Below are 13727 nucleotides of genomic sequence, written 5' to 3'. Positions count from 1 at the left end.
GCCGACTTGCGCGATCAGGCCTCAGAGGGCGCCGAACACCTTCTTGGCCAGGCTGGTAGCGGCCTCGGCCGGGTTCTGGCGAATGCTCTGCTCTTGCTTGCCAATCATTTCGAACAGGCCATCCAGTGCCTTCTCGGTCACGTAGTTCTCGATGCTTGCGCTCTTGGCATCGACCACGCCCAACGCCACGGCTTGGCCGGCGAAGTTGTTGTACTGCTGGGCCAGGCCAACCTTGTCGGTCGCCTGCTTGACGATCGGCAGGAACTTGGCGCGAATCTGTTCGCGGCTGCTCTTGTTCAGGTACTGGGTCGCCGAATCGTCACCCCCGCTGAGGATGCCCTTGGCGTCCGTCACGCTCATGTTCTTCACCGCATCGACCAGAATCGCCTGGGCTTGCGGCACGGCAGCTTCAGCGGCTTTGTTCATGCTGTTTTCCAGGGCTTCGACCTGTTCACCCTTGCCGAACATTTTCATCGCCTTGGCAGCCTTGCCCAGGTTGCCCGGCAGTTCGATGCGCACATCCGGGTTGTTGCTGAACCCGCCTGGGGTGCTCAGTTGCTTGACGGCGAGTTGGGCGCCCTGGGTCAGGGCATCTTTCAGACCGCCAGTGGCGTCTTTCTGGCTCAGGTCGCCGAGCGACAGGGCCAGGGCGCTGGCCGACAGCAGCAGGCCGGCGCACAGGGTAGTGAAGCGCAGGGAGGCGCGAATCATGAGTATTTCCTTATCAACGAAAATGTACAGGCTCAGCGAACCGGATCGACCTTGATGCGTACCGGCTGCTGGTCACTGCCATCGAGTTTAACGCCGTGGTGTTCGGTGTTGATGAACAACAGTTTGCCGTTCAGTTCGATGCGGGCGCTGACCGCGTAACGGTGGCCGGGCTTGACGTGGGCCGGGTCATAGCTGAGACGGAACGGCAGCGGCACGTTGCCTTTGACCGGCCCGGCCTGGCTGGCCAGGGTGACCGCTGGCGCGTCCATCAAAGAAACGTCCTGCAGGCTCACGCTCAAGGTGGCTGTCGGTGGCAGGGCCATGCGCTGCAAGTAGAAGACTTCGCCCTCCAGGCTGGCCTGGTTGGACGGGGTGTGGCTGGAGCAGGCTGCGAGCAGGGATGCGCAACACAGCATAAAGAGTTTTTTCATGGAATCTCCGGTGTCCTTGGAGCTGGCTTGTGGCCAACCCCAGGGACTGTAGCGGATTTTCACTCCCCGCGAAGCCTTCAGGGCTGCGAAGTTTCCAAGGGATCGTCACGGTGCAGGGCCACCTGCCGTATCGACAAGCGCAACTCCGCCGACAGCACTCGCTTGGCCACGCCCTCGGCTAGCTCGCCCAGTTTGTCGTGGTAGCCCAGCTTGCCGTTGCCATCGGGGCGCAGCACATTCTGCTCGACCAGCGTCTGGATGAAATGGCGGAACAGGGTCTTGTCGAAGAACTCCGGGGCGTTCAGGCCATGCAGGATCGACAGTCGCTGGGCCATCATCACGCTGAGGTCTTCCAGTTCTTCAGCACTCAGGGTGTTCTGCCCGCTGTTGAGCAGCAGCGAGGTGGCCATGTAGAAGCGCTGCAGGGTCTGGGTGATGGTTCGGGCGAGCAGGGTCAGCAGGACGAATTGACGCGAGCTCGGTGCCGGGCGCATGTACAGGTCGTTCTCCTGGCGCAGCAGGCCCTGTGCCACCAGCGCTGCAAGCCATTGGTCGATCACCTCGTCCAGTTGCTCTGGCGTCCAGCGCAGGAACAGTTCGGCCTGCAGGTACGGATACAGCGCATGCACGTACTGACCAAGCAGCTCGCGGCTCATGCGCGAGCTGCTGAGGAAGAAGCTCGCCAGCAGTGCTGGCAGGGCGAAGATGTGCAGGACGTTGTTGCGGTAATAGGTCATCAGTACCGCGTTGGCTTCATCCAGGTAGAGGATTCGGCCCAGGGCATCCTTCTGCTCGGACAGCAGGTCCATGCGCCTGACGTGTTCGATCAGTGCCAAGCCATCGCCCTCGGGCAACGTGGTATGAGGCGAGTAGGGCACCTGACGCAGCAGGGCCAGGTACAGGTCGAGGACACGGCTCAGCGCCCGTTCGTCCAAGGCGAGGCGGCTGGTGGACAGCAGCGCCAGCGCCACCAGGTTGACCGGGTTGACCGCCGCCGCCTCGTTCAGGTGGCGGGCCACGGTCTCACCCAGGCGTGTGGTGGCTTCGTTGAGCCAGGTTGGGCGAAATTGTGGGGCCAGCTGCTGGTCGCGCCAGCCGGGTTGCTGCTGATCGAGGAAGCCTGCCAGGCGGATCGGCTCGCCGAAGTTGACGTAGACCTGACCAAAGCGCTGCTTCAGCGCCCCCAGGACCTTGAAGATGTCGAAGATCGACTCTTTCTTCTTGCTCGCCCCCCTCAGCTCGCCTAGGTAGGTGCGGCCTTCGAGCACGCGCTCGTAACCGATGTACACCGGCACGAAAACGATTGGCGTACGCGACGAGCGCAGGAAGCTGCGCAGGGTGATGGCCAGCATCCCCGTGCGTGGCTGCAGCATCCGACCGGTGCGCGACCTGCCACCCTCGACGAAGTACTCCACCGGGAAGCCCTTGGTGAACAGGGTGTGCAGGTACTCGTTGAAAACCGCCGTGTACAGCGGGTTGCCCTTGAAGGTGCGGCGCATGAAGAACGCCCCGCCACGGCGCAGCAAGCCGCCGATGACCGGCATGTTGAGGTTGATCCCGGCGGCGATGTGAGGCGGCGTCAGGCCGTTGCGGAACAACAGGTAGGACAGCAGCAGGTAGTCGATATGGCTGCGGTGGCAAGGGACGTAGATCACCTCGTGGCCGGGGGCGATGCCCTGCACCTGCTCGATATGGTTGACCTTGATGCCGTCGTAGATCTTGTTCCAGAACCAGCTGAGCACCACTTCCAGGAAGCGGATGGCGGTGTAGGTGTAGTCCGAGGCGATCTCATTGCCATAGCGCAGCGCCTGGGCTTCGGCCTTGGCATACGGGATATTCTGTCGTTCGGCTTCGTCAGTGATCGCCTGGCGCACCAGGGGGTCGTGAACCAGGCCTTTGACCAGGTTGCGTCGGTGCGACAGATCGGGGCCGATGACCGCGGTCTTGAGGTTGCGAAAGTGCACGCGCATCAAGCGTTGGGCCATGCGCACGGTTCGCTCGTGCCCTTTGTTGTGCTGTACCAGTTCGCGCAGGTGAATGGGGGCGGAGAACTGCACACGGGTCTTGCGGCCCAGAATGAGGATGGTCAGCAGTCGGCGCAGGCGGCCGGTGACAGCCCAGCTGTCGGCGAACAGCAATTTCCAGGGGCTGGATTCGCTGGCAGGCGTCTGCCCCCAGAAGACGCTGACCGGGATGATCTGGGCATCCTCCTCGGCATGTTGGCTCACGGCCGCCACCAGGCGCTCCAGTGTCGGTGGGGCGCCACGCTTGTCGTGGCGCCCCAGCCAGTCCGGGTCGGGCGTGAGGTAGAAGAAGGCGGCAGGTTCGTGCAGGGTGCCCACGGCCACGGGCAGTACCGGGCGTGGCAGCCCTGCTTTGGTGCATTCGCGGTCGACCACGGCCAGGTCGGTGAGCGATGGCGAAGGCAGGGCGTAGAACACCGGGCGACTGCGGTCGAGCTTGAGGGTCAAGGACGACTGGTTGATGGTCTCGGAGCGCACCCACAGGTAAAGCACGCGGCGCAGGGCACCGAAGATCAGGCGGCGCAGGGGAGAACGGGTCATGGGGTGTGAGCCTTGGGTGTGAATTTCAATGAATTTCCAGCCAGTTAGTCTGCCGTATATGCGCAAGTTCAGCAAAATACGGTAATTGGCAGGGCAGTCATGAAATTTTTTTGTTCTGTGTCATATACTCGGCCTGCCACTTGCAGGATATTTCGGCAAGCGGCGTCGGCACAGGTCCGTGACCCTGTGCCTACAAGGCGATCTTCACAATAAAAATCCGGAGTAGTTCAGATGTCGTCTCGTGAGACTGGGAATGTAAAGTGGTTCAACGATGCCAAGGGCTATGGCTTCATTCAGCGCGAAGGTGGTGCGGATGTCTTCGTCCACTATCGGGCGATCCGCGGTGAGGGGCATCGTACCCTGGTCGAAGGTCAGCGGGTGGAATACGCCTGCGTGCAGGGCCAGAAAGGCCTGCAGGCCGAGGACGTAGTCGGGCTCTGAGCCCCGGGTTGTAGGAGTCGGCTAGCCGGCGATCACCCACGAAGCTGGGATCGGGTGCTTCGGCGTCCGCGTCGTCGGCCAGTCGGCTCCTACCAGGTAAACGCTCAGGTACGCCAGGTGATTTCTTCTTCACCGTCGGCGCTGATGCGGACCCAGCGGTCGGCATCTTCTTCACCGTCTTCCTCGACCCAGCCACCTGGCGCACAGCGCACTTCCACGCCCAGCGCGGCGAATGCGGCGCGGGCGCAGGCGACGTCATCCTCCCATGGCGTCTGGTCGCTTTCCAGGTAAAGGCTGTTCCATTTCCCTACAGCCTTGGGTAACCAAGTGACTGGAATGTTACCGGCCTTGCATTTGAAGGTCTGGCCTTTCTGTTGCCACTCACTGCAAGAGCCGATCGCCTCGGCGAGCCATTGGGCAATTCGCTGGTGGTCGACGTCGGCGTCCTTGAGGTAGATCTCGATATCAGGTTGGCGCATGGGGGCTCCGGATGTGCTCAGTCTTGGCGCACGAAATAGTCATATCGCATGGAAACCGTCACCTCGAACGGCTCGGGCTGTTCGATCACCCGCGTTCGTCTTTCGGCGCTGGCACGCCAGCCATGCGGGGTCATGGCCAGCAGGTCGGCGCGGGCCTTGGGTTCGACCAGGCTCAGGCGGAATTCAAGGACCTCGTGATGGGCGTGAACCATGCCTTCCGGTACCAGGGCCAGATGCTTGTCGTCGGCGTAAGGGCGTACTTCATCGTAGAGCACTTCCCGCAGCTCCATCAGGTGACCGCTGGTTGGACCGACCCGCATCAGGCCGCCGCCTGGGCCTAGCAGGCGCTTGGCCTCGGCCCACTCCAGCGGGCTGAACACGCTGGCGATGAACTGGCAGCTGGCGTCCGCCAGCGGCACACGGGCCATGCTGGCGACCATCCAGGTGACCGACGGCTCACGGCGGCAGGCGCGCTTGACGGCCTCGCGGGAGATGTCCAGGGCATAGCCGTCGGCCGATGGCAGTGCCTGGGCGATCTGCGCGGTGTAATAGCCTTCGCCGCAGCCGATGTCCAGCCAGGCACCGGGTTGGCGCTCGGCGGCCAGCTCGGCCAGGCGCCGGGCCACCGGGGCGTAGTGCCCGGCTTCGAGGAAGTCGCGGCGCGCCTCGACCATGGCCTGGTTGTCGCCGGGGTCGCGGCTGTTCTTGTGCTGCACCGGCAGCAGGTTGAGGTAACCCTGGCGCGCGCGATCGAAACGGTGCCCCGCAGGGCACACGACGCCATTGTCGAGCCGCGTCAGGGCCGCCTGGCAGAGAGGGCAGGCAAGCATCAGGCGAGCAACCGGACGAGGGTCTGGTAGTAGATCTCGGTCAGCAGGTCGAGGTCGCTGGCCAGGATCCGCTCGTCCACCTGGTGGATGGTGGCATTCACCGGGCCCAGTTCGACCACCTGTGTACCCATGGTGGCGATGAAGCGACCGTCCGAGGTGCCGCCGCTGGTGGACGGCTGGGTTTCGCGGCCGGTAACGTCTTTGATGCTGGCCGACACGGCATCGAGCAGGTCGCCTGGCTCGGTGAGGAAGGGCAGGCCAGACAACGCCCAGTCGATCGTCCAGTCCAGCTCGTGCTTGTCGAGGATGGCCGAGACCCGCGCTTGCAGGCCTTCGACGGTCGATTCGGTGGAGAAGCGGAAGTTGAACAGGGCGGTCAGCTCGCCCGGCACGACGTTGGTGGCGCCAGTGCCGGAGTTGAGGTTGGAAATCTGGAAGCTGGTAGGTGGGAAGAATGCGTTGCCCTCGTCCCAATGCTCGGCGGCCAGTTCCGCCAGGGCAGGTGCCGCCAGGTGGATCGGGTTGCGTGCCAGGTGTGGGTAGGCCACATGGCCCTGCTTACCGCGCACGGTCAGCTTGGCGCCGAGCGAGCCACGACGGCCATTCTTGACCACGTCGCCGAGCAGGGTGGTGCTCGACGGTTCGCCGACGATGCACCAGTCCAGGCGCTCGTTGCGCGCCTTCAGGCGCTCCACCACGGCCTTGGTGCCGTGATGGGCCGGGCCTTCTTCGTCGCTGGTGATCAGGAAGGCGACCTTGCCACGGTGGTCGGGGTAGTCGCGCACGAAGCGCTCGCTGGCTACCACCATGGAGGCCAGGCTGCCTTTCATGTCGGCGGCGCCGCGTCCGCAGAGCATGCCATCGGCATCGATCAGGGCCTCGAAGGGCTCATGCTGCCATTGCTGTACCGGGCCGGTGGGGACCACATCGGTGTGGCCGGCGAAGCACAGCACCGGACCGTCCTGGGTACCGTGGGTGGCCCAGAAGTTGTCGACGTCCTCGATGCGCATCGGCTCGAGCTGGAAGCCGACGGCGCCCAGACGATTCATCATCTGCGCCTGGCAGTCAGCGTCGACGGGGGTGACCGAGGGGCGACGGATCAGGTCGCAGGCCAGTTGAAGGGTAGGCGAGAGCTCGGCTGGGGCCGTCATGGGGGACTCCGGGGCAAGGCAAGGCGAGAAAACGAGGGGCGTTATCTTATATCAAACAAGGTGTGTCGGCACGGGGCATTGGGGCCGCAGTGCGGCCCCGCAAGCTCAGGCCTCCTGTGGCTCTGCCAGCTTGTCCGCAGGCTTGGGCAGCGACGAAAGGAATGCCATCACCAGCGCCGCCAGATACGGCAGCGACTGCACCAGCAACATCGCCACCCAGAAGCGCATGTCCGAACTCGGCAGCCCTTGCACCAGGTAGATCCCGGCCGCCGCGCCCCACAGCAGCAACATGATGAACAGCTCTTCCCGCGCCTCGGAAATCGCCACCATCAGTCCATGGCTGTCAGCATTCTTCGGTGTGCGGAAGAACGGCATGCTGCTGGTGAAAAAACCGTACAGCACTGCCTTGGCGATGGTATGCGACAGTGCCAGCCCTGCCAGGGCCGCGGCGAATGCGTCCTTGAGGTTGACCCCGACCGCCCGGCGATAGAGGAAGATGATCTTGCCGACCTTGAAGAAGAACAGCGCCAGCGGCGGAATGGCGAAAATCATCAGCGGCGGGTCGACCCGGTGCGGCACGATGATCATCGCCGCCGACCACAGCAGCGCGCCGACCGTGAAGAAGATGTTCATGCCGTCTGCGATCCACGGCAGCCACCCGGCCAGGAAGTGGTAGCGCTGGCCACGGGTCAATTCGCTGCCCTTGCCGCGCAACAAAGCGCCGGCGTGGTGCTTGATGATCTGGATGGCGCCGTAGGCCCAGCGGAAACGCTGCTTCTTGAAGTCGATGAAGGTGTCGGGCATCAGCCCTTTGCCGTAACTGTTGTGGGCGTACGCCGCGGACAGGCCCTTCTCGAACACGCGCAGGCCCAGTTCGGCATCCTCGCAGATGCACCATTCGGCCCAACCCAGCTCCTCCAGCACACTGCGCCGGGTCATGGTCATGGTGCCGTGCTGGATAATCGCGTCACGGTCGTTGCGGGTGACCATGCCAATGTGGAAAAAGCCCTTGTACTCGCTGTAGCACAGTTTCTTGAAGGCACTCTCGTGCTGGTCGCGGTAGTCCTGGGGCGACTGCACCACGGCGATCTTCGGGTCGGCGAAGTGCGGCACCATGTGCTTGAGCCAGTTGCGGTCCACGCAGTAGTCCGAATCGATGACGGCGATCACTTCGGCGTCCTTGGCCGTGTGCGGAATCAGGTAGTTGAGCGCGCCACCCTTGAAGCCGGCCAGCGGGGCGACGTGGAAGAACTTGAAGCGCTCGCCCAGTTTCTCGCAGTGGGCCTTGAGGGGCTCCCACACGGCAGGGTCCTTGGTGTTGTTGTCGATCACCAGCACTTCGTAATCCGGGTAATCGAGCGCCGCGAGGGCATCGAGGGTCTGCTTGACCATGTCCGGTGGCTCGTTGTAGCACGGCACATGCACCGACACCTTCGGCCGATAGGCGGTATCGGCCTGTACTGGCAGAAACTCGCGACGCCGTTTGTGAATCCACACGGCTTCGGCCAGCTCGTGGGCTTCGGTCAACAGGACGATGAATACCCCCAGTGCGCCGAGCGCCAGCAACACGCCCACGGTCAGGCTGAACCAGGTGCTGTACTGCTGGCTGTAGTCGTAGGCGATCCACACCAGCACCGACCCGCACAGGAAGGTGATGAAGGTCAGGAAGGTGCGCCCGCGCTGGCGCAGGGCCGAGCCATCGATCAGCAGTACGGTGAGCGCGATCATCGCCAGCACCACCGAGGCCACCGCCAGAGCCCGCCATTGCGGGATCGCCACCACTGGCCCGTCGAAGTTGAACTTCTGCTGGCGCTCGGCATTGAATACGCCCCAGTAAGCACCCACGGATCCTTCGTCGCTGGCCTTCCAGGGTTGGTCGTAGGCTTCGATGACGAAGTAGTTGTAGCCTCGCCGGTTCAGGGTATTGACCAGTGTGCGCAGGTAGATGGCCTGGTCAGCCTGAGTGGCGTCGGCACCGCCGCGCATGCGACCGTTGCTCGGCCAGCCCACCTCCGACAGCAGCAATGGCTTGCGCGGGAACTGCTGCTTGAGCTCACGGGCGCGGTCGAGCACGAACTCGACCGAGTCCTTCATCGGCACGAATTCCCAGTAGGGCAGGATGTGTGCGGCAATCAGGTCGACATGCTTGGCGAGCTCGGGGTGTTCCTTCCAGATGTGCCATTGTTCACTGGTGGTGACCGGCACCTTCACCGCGGCGCGCACGCGGTCCAGGTACTGGATGAGCGCCTCGGGCGTGACCTCTTCGCGGAACAGCGCCTCGTTGCCGACGACCACCCGCACCACGCTGCGGGATTTGTTGGCCAGTTCGATGGCCGTGGCGATTTCGCGTTCGTTACGCTCAAGGTCCGGGCTGATCCAGATTCCCAAGGTCACGCGCAGGCCAAGTTCTTCGGCCAGGCGGGGAATGTCGGCCTGGGTGCCCTCGACGGTGTAGATGCGGATGCTGTCGGTCAGCTTGCTCATCTGCTCCAGGTCCTGGCGTATCTCATCGTCGCTGGGGTATTGGCCCTTTTGCGGACTCTCGCCAAGACGGAAGGGCGAGTACGACAAACCAGAGATCTGTTCCGGCCAGGCTGGTGCGGTGACCGGCCGGTTGATAAGCGCCCAGAACCCGGTGAACAGCGCGGCAATGGCCAGCACCACCACCAGATTGAGGCCGAATTTGCGTGAAGACATGTTCGTTCAATTCTGTCGAAGGGATAGGACATTAAAGCAGGGTTGGTAGGTACTTTCCTAACGATGGAGGCCACAAGCGCTCTTGGCCTATAATGCGCGCCGGTTTTTTCGGGGTATCAACATGAGCACAGAAGATCCACGCTTTGCCGGCGTAGCCCGGCTGTACGGCGACGAAGGCCTGCAACGACTGAGCCAGGCCCATGTGGCGGTCGTCGGCATCGGCGGGGTTGGCTCGTGGGCGGCCGAGGCCCTGGCCCGCAGTGGCGTGGGCGAAATCACCCTGTTCGACCTCGACGATGTGTGCGTCAGCAACACCAACCGTCAGGCGCATGCGCTGGAGGGGCAGGTGGGGCGGCCCAAGGTCGACGTCATGGCCGAGCGCCTGCGGGCGATCAACCCTGCCTGCACGGTGCATGCGGTGGCCGACTTCGTCACCCGCGATACCATGGCCGAATACATCACCGAGCAGATGGACTGCGTCATCGACTGCATCGACAGTGTGATGGCCAAGGCCGCGCTGATCGCCTGGTGCCGGCGGCGGAAGATTGCCATCGTCACCACCGGGGGCGCCGGTGGGCAGATCGATCCGACCCAGATCCAGGTCGGCGACCTCAACAAGACCTTCAATGACCCACTGGCGTCACGGGTACGCTCGACCCTGCGCCGCGACTACAACTTCTCGCGCAACGTGAGCCGCAACTATGGCGTACCGTGCGTGTTTTCCAGCGAGCAACTGCGCTATCCGAAGGGCGACGGCAGCGTGTGCCTGCAGAAGAGCTTCGTCGGTGAAGGCGTGCGCCTGGATTGCGCCGGGGGCTTCGGCGCGGTGATGATGGTGACCGCGACGTTCGGCATGGTGGCGGCGAGCAAGGCAATAGAGAAGCTGGTGGCAGGCGCGCGGCGGCCTTCGGAGCGGGTCAAGGCCCAGTAGCCGCAAGCCGACCCCGTAAAGGCCAGCTTGCGCGATCGCTTCAGCGCTGATCCAGCGTCAACTGCGCCATCCGCTGCAACACCGCATGCAGCCCGTTGCTGCGCGACGGCGACAATTGGCGCTCAAGGCCCAGTTGGGTGAACCAGCCTTGCAGATCCAGCCTGCTCAGTTCGCTGGTGGCCAAGCCTTGCACCCGAACCAGCAGCAGCGCCAGCAACCCGCGCAATAAGCGCGCATCGCTGGCCGCCTTGAACTGCCATTGGCCGTCGACCTGAGTGGCCACCAGCCACACAAGGCTCTCACAGCCATGCACCCGATTGCTCTCGGTCTTCTGCGTGTCCTCCAGCGGTTCCAGCCGTTCGCCCCACTGCATCAGCAGTCGTGCCCGCTGCTCCCAGCCGCGCGCTTGTTCGAAGCTCTCCCGCGCCTGGCGCGCCTGCTCTGACAAGTTCATCGCAGCAACTCCAGGCCTTGGTCCAGCGCAGCGAAGAACCGTTGCAGGTCGTCGCTGTCGTTGTAGATCCCCAACGACACCCGAATCGCCCCCTCCAGCCCCAAACCCTTGAGCAGCGGCATTGCGCAATGATGGCCGGCGCGCACGGCGATGCCTTGCTCGGTCAGCAGATGGGCGATATCGGCGTTGTGCACGCCTTCGATGACGAAACTGGCCAAGGCCGCCTGGGGTGTGCCGAGTACACGAATACCGTCGCGGTCCGCCAGGCCTCGCAGCAGGTGCTGGTGCAGGCTCGCTTCGTGGTTCTCGACGGCATGGACGTCGAGGCTGGCGAGGTAATCAAGGGTTGCGCCCAAGCCAATCACGCCGGCAATGGGCGGTGTTCCTGCCTCGAACCCCAGCGGCGCTGGCCGGAAACTGGCGCTCTGATAATCGGCCATTTGCACCATCTCGCCACCGAATTGCCAGTGATGCAGCAGGTCAAGGGCCTGGCGCCGGCCGTAGAGCACGCCAACGCCGTCCGGCCCGTATAGCTTGTGACTGGAGAACACGTAGAAGTCGCAGCCCAGTTGCTGCACGTCATGGCGGCCATGGACCACCCCCTGGGCGCCGTCGACCACCGTGATCGCGCCTTGGGCACGGGCATGGGCGAGCAAGGCAGGTAGCGGCTGCCAGGTACCCAGTACGTTGGACAACTGGCTGACCGCCAGGACCCGGGTGCGCGGCCCGATCAGTTGCAGGGCCGGGTCAAGGTCGATGCGTCCGTGTGCGTCCAGCGGCAACACCACCAGGCGCAGATTGCGCCGTCGCGCCAGTTGTTGCCACGGCAACAGGTTGGCGTGGTGTTCCAGGGCGCTGACAGCGATTTCGTCACCGGCCTCGAAACGGTGCTCAAGCCCATAGGCCAACAGGTTCAGTGCCGAAGTGGCTCCGTGAGTGAACACGATCTGCTGGGCATCGGCGGCGTTGAGCCAGGCGGCGACCTTGTCCCGGCTGGTTTCGAACGCTTGGGTCGCCAGGGCGCCGGGAAGGTGCTGGGCGCGATGCACATTGGCTGCACCATGACCGTAGTAATGGCTCAGGGCATCGAGCAGCGCCTGGGGTTTCTGGGTGGTGGCGGCGCTGTCCAGGTAGGTCTGGTGCTGCCGTTGCAGGGCGGCGATGGCGGGGAAATCGGCACGCCAGGGGGAGGGCTGGAACATGTTCGCAAGGCCTGGAATGAAAATCGGGTCTGGCATTACGCCAGACCCGATCTTATCACTTCAAACCGTGCAGGGTTCTCAGTTATGGGCGTGCAGCGCCTCATTCAGCTCGATGGCCGACTTGTGGGTCTTGCACTCGACGGCGCCGTTCAGCGAGTTGCGGCGGAACAGCAGGTCGGTCTGACCGGCCAGGTCGCGGGCCTTGACCACTTTGACCAGCTCGTTGTTTTCGTCGAGCAGGTTCACCTTGGTGCCGGCAGTGATGTACAGACCGGCTTCCACGGTGTTGCGATCGCCCAGCGGGATACCGATGCCGGCGTTGGCGCCGATCAGGCAGCCTTCGCCGACCTTGATGACGATGTTGCCGCCACCGGACAGGGTACCCATGGTCGAGCAGCCGCCACCCAGGTCCGAGCCCTTGCCGACGAACACACCAGCCGAGACGCGGCCTTCGATCATGCCCGGGCCTTCGGTGCCGGCGTTAAAGTTGACGAAGCCTTCGTGCATGATGGTGGTGCCTTCGCCGATGTAGGCGCCCAGACGTACACGGGCGGTATCGGCGATACGCACGCCAGCCGGAACCACGTAGTCGGTCATCTTCGGGAACTTGTCCACCGAGAACACTTCCAGCAGCTCGCCCTTCAGGCGTGCTTCCAGTTGCAGCTCAGCCAGCTCGGCCAGGTCAACGGCGCCCTGGTTGGTCCAGGCGACGTTCGGCAGCAGCGGGAAGATGCCGGCCAGGCTTACGCCGTGCGGCTTGACCAGACGGTGCGACAGCAGGTGCAGCTTCAGGTAGGCCTCTGGGGTCGAGGTCAGTGCGGCGTCTTCGGCCAGCAGGGTGGCGACCAGTGGCTTGTGGCTTTCGGCCAGGCGGGTCAGCAGGGCGGCCTGGGCGGCATCGACGCCTTTGAGGGCTTCGGCCAGTTGCGCGGCCTGGGCGTTGCTGAAGGCGATGGCCTGGTTGCCACCTTGGTAACCGAGGATCGGCGCAACGGCGGCGACCAGCTCGGCACTCGGGTTGAGCAGGGGTTGTGCGTAGAAGACTTCGAGCCAGGCGCCCTGGCGGTTCTGGGAGCCGACACCGAAGGCCAGGCTGAACAGGTTATTGGACATGTGATTACCTCGTGCGAAATAGGGGGTGGGCTCAGGCCAGCGCAGCGCCGTACAGGTCAGGCTTGAAGCCAACCAGCGTGCGTGCGCCGAGGTCGAGCACCGGGCGCTTGATCATCGACGGCTGGGCCAGCATCAGCTCCACGGCCTTGGCCTGGTCGAGATCGGCCTTGCTGGCGTCGTCGAGCTTGCGGAAGGTGGTGCCGGCACGGTTGAGGATGACTTCCCAGCCGTGTTCATCGCACCAGCGGTTCAGGCTGTCGCGGTCGATGCCTTGAGTCTTGTAGTCGTGGAATTCGTAGCCGATGGCGTGTTCTTCGAGCCATGTGCGGGCTTTTTTCATGGTGTCACAGGCTTTGATGCCGTAGAGCGTGTAAGTCATCGCGTACATTGGGGTTCAAAGGTGCCCCCAATCTCTCCGTTTTCCGAATGTCAGTCGCGGGATTATGCGGGAACGATTCTTTGAGCGCCACGGGTGTGCATGCCTTGTGTCCTGCAGCACCTCGGAGATTGCCAGGTGCCTGCCTTGAAATTTCGGGCGCTCTATCTCTTGGGCGCCAAGATCTTAAGGCGCACACCTGCCAGCCATGACCCCAGTATCATCATGTTACATATACATTTGCCACCTGCGACTATCGTGCAGCGGTCTCGATTTACCTATCCCCGCTAACATATTGTTTCAATGGCGATGTTTCGCCCTGATGTCGTTTTTGGTTCACAAAGGAA

General features: G+C 63.5%; 13 protein-coding genes. 2 read left to right on the top strand and 11 right to left on the bottom strand.

The genetic code is table 11. The annotated features are described in order from the left end of the window. Positions 1-21 precede the first annotated feature (21 nt). From H620_RS0100135 to plsB, 3 genes are all read right to left on the bottom strand, one after another. On the bottom strand, positions 22-711 hold the full coding sequence (locus H620_RS0100135; protein ID WP_023381990.1) for a DUF4197 domain-containing protein: 690 nt from the start codon (positions 709-711) through the stop codon (positions 22-24). Positions 712-743: 32 nt separating this feature from the next. Continuing rightward, complete coding sequence (locus H620_RS0100130; protein WP_023381989.1) at positions 744-1142, bottom strand: YbaY family lipoprotein; 399 nt, start codon at positions 1140-1142, stop codon at positions 744-746. 77 nt (positions 1143-1219) lie between these two features. Beyond that, positions 1220-3706 carry a glycerol-3-phosphate 1-O-acyltransferase PlsB gene (gene plsB, locus H620_RS0100125; RefSeq protein WP_023381988.1) on the bottom strand — a complete coding sequence of 829 codons (2487 nt, stop codon included), beginning with the start codon at positions 3704-3706 and terminating at the stop codon, positions 1220-1222. Between the two features lie 231 nt (positions 3707-3937). On the opposite strand from plsB, the gene H620_RS0100120 reads away from it, so the two are divergent. Further along, positions 3938-4147, top strand: a complete 210-nt coding sequence (locus H620_RS0100120; protein WP_003252255.1) for a cold-shock protein — start codon at positions 3938-3940, stop codon at positions 4145-4147. Between the two features lie 104 nt (positions 4148-4251). Here the strand turns inward: H620_RS0100120 and H620_RS0100115 are convergent, their stop codons facing one another. The 4 genes from H620_RS0100115 to H620_RS0100100 form a co-directional block, all read right to left on the bottom strand. Then, a complete protein-coding gene (locus H620_RS0100115) occupies positions 4252-4626 on the bottom strand; it encodes a hypothetical protein (protein WP_027906533.1) in 375 nt (124 codons plus the stop codon). Between the two features lie 17 nt (positions 4627-4643). Beyond that, on the bottom strand, positions 4644-5456 hold the full coding sequence (locus tag H620_RS0100110; RefSeq protein ID WP_027906532.1) for a putative RNA methyltransferase: 813 nt from the start codon (positions 5454-5456) through the stop codon (positions 4644-4646). Continuing rightward, positions 5456-6607 carry a succinyl-diaminopimelate desuccinylase gene (dapE, locus tag H620_RS0100105; RefSeq protein WP_023381985.1) on the bottom strand — a complete coding sequence of 384 codons (1152 nt, stop codon included), beginning with the start codon at positions 6605-6607 and terminating at the stop codon, positions 5456-5458. Before dapE ends, H620_RS0100110 begins: the two co-directional genes overlap by 1 nt. A 105-nt stretch (positions 6608-6712) precedes the next feature. After that, positions 6713-9304, bottom strand: a complete 2592-nt coding sequence (locus H620_RS0100100; RefSeq protein WP_023381984.1) for a glycosyltransferase — start codon at positions 9302-9304, stop codon at positions 6713-6715. Between the two features lie 121 nt (positions 9305-9425). Here H620_RS0100100 and tcdA point away from each other — a divergent pair, with 121 nt between their 5' ends. Continuing rightward, positions 9426-10235 carry a tRNA cyclic N6-threonylcarbamoyladenosine(37) synthase TcdA gene (tcdA, locus tag H620_RS0100095; RefSeq protein WP_049818684.1) on the top strand — a complete coding sequence of 270 codons (810 nt, stop codon included), beginning with the start codon at positions 9426-9428 and terminating at the stop codon, positions 10233-10235. Positions 10236-10275: 40 nt separating this feature from the next. Here the strand turns inward: tcdA and H620_RS0100090 are convergent, their stop codons facing one another. From H620_RS0100090 to H620_RS0100075, 4 genes are all read right to left on the bottom strand, one after another. Next, complete coding sequence (locus H620_RS0100090) at positions 10276-10689, bottom strand: SufE family protein (protein ID WP_027906530.1); 414 nt, start codon at positions 10687-10689, stop codon at positions 10276-10278. Beyond that, positions 10686-11891, bottom strand: coding sequence for a cysteine desulfurase (locus tag H620_RS0100085; protein ID WP_023381981.1), 1206 nt, complete (start codon positions 11889-11891; stop codon positions 10686-10688). Before H620_RS0100085 ends, H620_RS0100090 begins: the two co-directional genes overlap by 4 nt. Before the next feature lie 78 nt (positions 11892-11969). Further along, on the bottom strand, positions 11970-13004 hold the full coding sequence (gene dapD / locus H620_RS0100080; protein WP_023381980.1) for a 2,3,4,5-tetrahydropyridine-2,6-dicarboxylate N-succinyltransferase: 1035 nt from the start codon (positions 13002-13004) through the stop codon (positions 11970-11972). A gap of 31 nt (positions 13005-13035) precedes the next feature. Then, a complete protein-coding gene (locus H620_RS0100075) occupies positions 13036-13383 on the bottom strand; it encodes an ArsC family reductase (RefSeq protein ID WP_023381979.1) in 348 nt (115 codons plus the stop codon). Positions 13384-13727 lie beyond the last annotated feature (344 nt).

Origin of the sequence: Pseudomonas taiwanensis DSM 21245, from assembly GCF_000425785.1 — a bacterium.
GTDB classification, from domain to species: domain Bacteria; phylum Pseudomonadota; class Gammaproteobacteria; order Pseudomonadales; family Pseudomonadaceae; genus Aquipseudomonas; species Aquipseudomonas taiwanensis.
Note: the sequence above shows the minus strand (reverse complement) of the source record. Positions and strands in the feature narration are given on the sequence as shown.

Bases quoted from the DNA above. Each gene is read 5' to 3' on its own strand.
- H620_RS0100090 (WP_027906530.1), bottom strand. From the start codon at position 10,689: ATGAACTTGTCAGAGCAGGCGCGCCAGGCGCGGGAGAGCTTCGAACAA.
- dapD (WP_023381980.1), bottom strand. From the start codon at position 13,004: ATGTCCAATAACCTGTTCAGCCTGGCCTTCGGTGTCGGCTCCCAGAAC.
- plsB (WP_023381988.1), bottom strand. From the start codon at position 3,706: ATGACCCGTTCTCCCCTGCGCCGCCTGATCTTCGGTGCCCTGCGCCGC.
- H620_RS0100075 (WP_023381979.1), bottom strand. From the start codon at position 13,383: ATGACTTACACGCTCTACGGCATCAAAGCCTGTGACACCATGAAAAAA.
- H620_RS0100085 (WP_023381981.1), bottom strand. From the start codon at position 11,891: ATGTTCCAGCCCTCCCCCTGGCGTGCCGATTTCCCCGCCATCGCCGCC.
- H620_RS0100130 (WP_023381989.1), bottom strand. From the start codon at position 1,142: ATGAAAAAACTCTTTATGCTGTGTTGCGCATCCCTGCTCGCAGCCTGC.
- H620_RS0100110 (WP_027906532.1), bottom strand. From the start codon at position 5,456: ATGCTTGCCTGCCCTCTCTGCCAGGCGGCCCTGACGCGGCTCGACAAT.
- H620_RS0100115 (WP_027906533.1), bottom strand. From the start codon at position 4,626: ATGCGCCAACCTGATATCGAGATCTACCTCAAGGACGCCGACGTCGAC.
- dapE (WP_023381985.1), bottom strand. From the start codon at position 6,607: ATGACGGCCCCAGCCGAGCTCTCGCCTACCCTTCAACTGGCCTGCGAC.
- H620_RS0100135 (WP_023381990.1), bottom strand. From the start codon at position 711: ATGATTCGCGCCTCCCTGCGCTTCACTACCCTGTGCGCCGGCCTGCTG.
- H620_RS0100100 (WP_023381984.1), bottom strand. From the start codon at position 9,304: ATGTCTTCACGCAAATTCGGCCTCAATCTGGTGGTGGTGCTGGCCATT.
- tcdA (WP_049818684.1), top strand. From the start codon at position 9,426: ATGAGCACAGAAGATCCACGCTTTGCCGGCGTAGCCCGGCTGTACGGC.
- H620_RS0100120 (WP_003252255.1), top strand. From the start codon at position 3,938: ATGTCGTCTCGTGAGACTGGGAATGTAAAGTGGTTCAACGATGCCAAG.